The sequence below is a fragment of the Marinomonas foliarum genome (assembly GCF_003337275.1).
Taxonomy (GTDB): domain Bacteria; phylum Pseudomonadota; class Gammaproteobacteria; order Pseudomonadales; family Marinomonadaceae; genus Marinomonas; species Marinomonas foliarum.
Genome location: NZ_QPJQ01000069.1, coordinates 1 through 4,078 on the forward strand (window position 1 = coordinate 1; position 4,078 = coordinate 4,078).

A 4,078-nucleotide genomic window follows, 5' to 3' on the forward strand; every position below is an offset into this window, starting at 1 on the left:
ACGCGGTAAACATGAGTCTGTTGCTCTGATTTAAAAGACAACAGACTTTAAGGTGTTTGAAGATAATTAAAATGTGTGGTTTGCCGGACGCTTACAAAAAAAGAAAGAGTTCGCAATCGGACCTATCAAACAAGAAGTGATGCTCGCTCAGAGATTTTTGATTATATCGAATGCTTTTATAATCCAAAGCGACACCATGGATCAAATGATGGATTATCGCCATTGCAATATGAGAGGCGATATTTTACGGAGCTAGAAACTGTCTAGGAAACTGGGTCCATACCACGCGCTACTTAGCCGAGATGTAAAGGCAGCCACAAGCTTAACTCGAAAACACATACTTAGTCCAAGCTTGACTCTTCAAGCTACAGCAGTGATTGATAATCCATTTGACTAATAACTTAGATCTCAACAATAACCGACACAGTGGTATAGATAAGAGAGTCAGTGCCTATAGGCTTCGAGTTCTCACACAATCCACCAAGGTCGTCTAAAAACGAATAAGCAATATAAACAACAGACGCTAAAAGAGCGATGCCAGATTTAGCCATCGAAGGAACTCGGGTGATGCGCGGGAATTTATAAAATAAGTACTGGTATTGTTCTTTTTCGGGATGAAGCGATCGAAGTAGTGGCTAGGTGCTGAAATATTTGTTCGGAAGGATTTCCATCAACACTTCTCCTTGCTAAAAATGGCGTATCTCAAGCGAGGTACCGTCTTGGTTTTGACCCTATGCAGTGGTTTTTGCAGCGAACAGGTGAGCATTGGGCCAATGAGCGATTTACTCAGGATGATTAGTAAAGGCTGCAAGTATTCGCGATTGATGGTGTCGTTTTTCGCGCCCCAGGCACATCAGAGTTACGAGAACACTTCGGTAGCGCTAGCAATACAATCGTCAAGCAAAGCGCCTATTCGTTATTTCGTTGTGTCGCTCTGATGAATACGTATTCTCACATTATTCTAGATACTCAGATTGGACATTACCGAAAAGCTGAAACACCATTAGCTGAAGCGATGTTAGGGAACATGCGAATAAGTCCCTCTCATGAGATAATCGCGTTTTAAGTCTTCGAGTCTCAACCATGTCACACCAACTCACCTTTGCCGACAGCGAATTTAACAACAAACGCCGTAAAACACGTAAGGTATTAGACGACAATTAACTTGGCCGGTTCGCGACAACTAACTTGTCCGGTTTTGGTAAGCTTCAGGCATCACCTTTCTTTAGAGATCGACATGCCTGGAAAATCCATAACCCAACAGCAGGTTAAGTTATTTATGTCTTATCGAAAACAGCCCAACCATACTCAAGCCAGTGCCGCTGCAAAAGCGGGCATATCAGAACGTTCTGGCAGACGTATTGAAGTCGGAGACCTCCAAACAACCAAATTACAAAGACACTACAGCACGCGGGAAGATCCCTTTAATGGACTTTTTGAGCAGTACATCATTCCTCTTTTAGAAGATAATCCAGCACTTCAACCCATTACGTTATTAGGCGTGCTCGAAGAACATGCTCCCGGTCGATTCGATCGCTCCCATCTTAGAACGTTGCAACGACGAGTTAAGCGGTGGCGAGCACAATACGGTCCTGAAAAAGAGGTGATTTTTCGACAAAATCATATACCTGGTGACATGGGAATCTCTGATTACACTTGGATGAATAGTTTAAATATCACCCTAGCTGGTGCTGAGTTTAAACATAAACTGTTTCATTATCGGCTGACGTTCAGTGGTTGGACATATGTTCAAGTTGCCTTAGGTGGGGAAAGTTTTGAGTCTTTATCCTCAGGATTACAAAATGCTTTTTGGCAGTGTGGAGGCGTGCCTGCAAGCCATCGTACTGATAGCTTGAGTGCGGCGTTTAAAAATCATTCAGAAAAGGTGATGTTGACCGAACGGTATCAGGCATTGTGCCAACACTATCATGTTGTCGCAACGCGAAATAATAAGGGTGTTGCACATGAAAATGGGGCGATTGAGTCGGCACATGGACACCTAAAAAAGAAAGTAGATCAGCAGTTAATGCTGCGAGGAAGCCGCGATTTTAATCATTTAAAAGATTATGAAGCATTCCTATCGCTTATTGTTGCTAAAATAAATCGTCAGTTTAGAACGCGTTTTGATGAGGAAAGAACCTATTTACAGTCATTACCAAAACGTCGAACCAATGACTTTAGTGAGCATTACGTTAAGGTATCATCAAGTAGTACTATTCAGGTTAAGCGAGTCACCTACACCGTCCCCTCACGTTTAATTGGTACCTCACTGTTAATCCATATTTTTGATGAACGGCTTGAATTGTTTTATGGACATGAAGCGATACTGACGCTACCAAGAGTCTATGCAGAGGGAGCTTTACGCGCTAGGTCGGTGGATTATCGCCACATCATTCACTCATTAGCAAGAAAGCCAAACGCCTTCAAATGTTCTCAATTACGTGACGACATTATTCCAGCAGGAGACTTTACGTTGCTCTGGCAGCAACTGACTCAGGATTATGTGAGTGATGAAGATTGCCGCTATATAGTGAGTTTATTATTGTTGGCGCATAACTATCACTGTGAAGCGGCGTTAGGGAGGTATGCATTAAACGCGTTCAAGACAGGAAGCAGAGCAAGTATTGAAGCCTGTCGAAATAGGTTTGGCACTAACAAGATTGAGATCCCAGCTATCGTTAGCCAGCAGCACACGGTTCAAAGTTATGATGCGTTAATAGGAGGTTCTCTGCATGGCTAATCAACAGAGCTTACCGATATTATTAAAAGAATTACGGCTTCCAGCGATAGCAAAGGCATGGTTAAGCTTGTCCCAAAAAGCAAGTCGTGAAAATTGGGAACCGGAATTATTTTTAGCAGAGTTGTGTGAGCTAGAAGCGAACGACCGTTACGAGAAACGCCTGCAAAGATTATTACGTGACAGTAAGTTGCCGAATGGAAAGCAGTTGTCTCAGTATGACTTTTCTCAAATTAGAGGCATTACACAACAACAATTACAGCGTAAAACTCATGACCTTGATTGGGTAAGGCAAGGGCATAACCTTTTACTATTTGGAGCAAGTGGTCTAGGAAAAACGCATTTAGCAGCCGCGCTCGGATACGCCTTGATAGAACAATCGATCAAGGTGAAGTTTAGTAGCAGTACCGCGTTGGTTCAGCAACTGCAATTGGCACGAGAAGCCTTAGATCTTGAAGGGGCACTAAAAAAGTTAGATAAATATGAGCTGCTTATTTTAGATGATATTGGATATGTCAAAAAGACAGATAGTGAAAGCCAAGTCTTGTTCGAGTTAATTGCGCATCGATATGAAAGAGGAAGCTTATTGATTACGACAAATCAGGCGTTTAGTGAGTGGGACAGCATCTTCGGGGACAACATGATGACGGTCGCAGCAATTGATAGATTAGTCCACCATGCCGATATTTATCAAATAGAAGGGGAAAGTTACCGAAAGAAACACGCTCTAAAATCAAACACTCAGAATCGGCCAAGTTAATTGACGCGAACCGGACAAGGTAGTTGACGCCTTATAGTAAGGAAACTTTCCTTTCTCGCATGAATGAGTTTGATGCCTTGGGATCAACTAGAAGCGGTTATTGAGCCGTTTTATCCTAAACCAGGGAATGGCAGAAGACCTTATCCGCTATCAACAATGTTCCGCATTCACTGCATGCAACATTGGTACAACATGAGTGATCCAGCGATGGAGGATGCCTTGTATGAGATCACGTCCATGCGCTTATTTGCTGACTTATCGTTAGATAACCCAATTCCTGATCACACTACCATCATGAATTTCAGACACTTATTAGAGAAACACAAACTCTCGCGCCAGCTTTTTAAAGAAGTGAATAGATGGCTGTCTGATGCAGGCATTTACCTCAAAGAAGGCACCATTGTGGACGCGACTATTATTGAAGCGGCCAGCTCAACGAAGAATAAAGCCAAAGAAAGAGACCCTGAAATGCACCAAACTCAAAAGGGTAAGCAGTGGTTCTTTGGCTTAAAAGCCCATATTGGTGTTGACGCTAGAACGGGGTTAACTCACAGCGTGAGTACAACGGCAGCCAACGTTCA

At 42.8% G+C, this 4,078-nt stretch carries 3 protein-coding genes and 2 pseudogenes; 4 read left to right on the top strand and 1 reads right to left on the bottom strand.

All coding sequences use genetic code 11. The features are described 5' to 3' along the window. Positions 1-90: 90 nt before the first annotated feature. Positions 91-267: pseudogene (locus DFP77_RS19250) on the top strand (IS3 family transposase); the annotation flags it as partial. Between the two features lie 134 nt (positions 268-401). Here the strand turns inward: DFP77_RS19250 and DFP77_RS19620 are convergent. Beyond that, the gene (locus tag DFP77_RS19620; protein WP_181858599.1) at positions 402-551 is read right to left on the bottom strand and encodes a hypothetical protein; all 150 of its coding nucleotides are present in this window, start codon (positions 549-551) and stop codon (positions 402-404) included. Positions 552-1,237: 686 nt separating this feature from the next. On the opposite strand from DFP77_RS19620, the gene istA reads away from it, so the two are divergent. The 3 genes and pseudogenes from istA to DFP77_RS19265 form a co-directional block, all read left to right on the top strand. Beyond that, positions 1,238-2,740 (top strand): IS21 family transposase, encoded by a 1,503-nt coding sequence (gene istA, locus DFP77_RS19255; RefSeq protein WP_114413789.1) that lies wholly within the window; start codon positions 1,238-1,240, stop codon positions 2,738-2,740. Continuing rightward, positions 2,733-3,497 (top strand): IS21-like element helper ATPase IstB, encoded by a 765-nt coding sequence (istB, locus tag DFP77_RS19260; protein ID WP_114413790.1) that lies wholly within the window; start codon positions 2,733-2,735, stop codon positions 3,495-3,497. The genes istA and istB overlap by 8 nt, the downstream gene beginning before the upstream one ends. Positions 3,498-3,520: 23 nt before the next feature. After that, a pseudogene (locus tag DFP77_RS19265) lies at positions 3,521-4,078 on the top strand (IS5 family transposase); the annotation flags it as partial.